1 protein-coding gene is annotated in these 561 nt (G+C 60.8%); it reads left to right on the top strand.

Features of this window, described 5'->3' with window-relative positions; translation table 11 throughout:
- A partial coding sequence (locus tag ACR1XY_RS24875) for an NAD(P)-dependent oxidoreductase (protein WP_480597551.1) occupies positions 1-561 on the top strand: 561 nt, incomplete at both ends.

Below are 561 nucleotides of genomic sequence, written 5' to 3'. Positions count from 1 at the left end.
CTGCTGTCCACCGCGCGCCGCGCGGGCGAGGGCGAGCGGCTGGTCCGCTCGGGCCAATGGGAAGGCTGGCACCCCACCCAGATGCTGGGACATCACGTCACTGGGAAGCAGGTTGGCATTGTCGGCATGGGCCGTATCGGTCAGGCCATCGCGCGACGCTGCCATTTCGGTTTTGGGATGCAGGTGGCGTATTCGGCACGCAGTGCTAAACAGCTTGATTTTCCGGCCATGTACGTCCCTGACCTGCTGGAGTTGGCGGGCGCTGTGGACTTTTTGGTTCTGGCCATTCCCGGCGGAACCGAAACCAGGCATATGATTAACGCGCAGGTTCTATCAGCGATGAAATCGTCGGCGATACTGGTCAACATTGCGCGTGGCGAGGTCATCGAGGAATCCGCGCTGATCGCTGGGTTGCAGAGCAGTCAGATCGCGGGTGCCGGACTGGACGTCTATGAATTCGAACCGGATGTCCCTCAAGCCCTGCGCGACATGGACAACGTCACCTTGCTGCCGCATCTGGGAACGGCAACCGAAGAAGTCCGCACAAGTATGGGCCATATG

It is taken from the genome of Ruegeria sp. AD11(2025) (genome assembly GCF_056542405.1).
The sequence above is the reverse complement of the archived record's forward strand: the minus strand, read 5'-3'. Positions and strand labels throughout refer to the sequence as shown.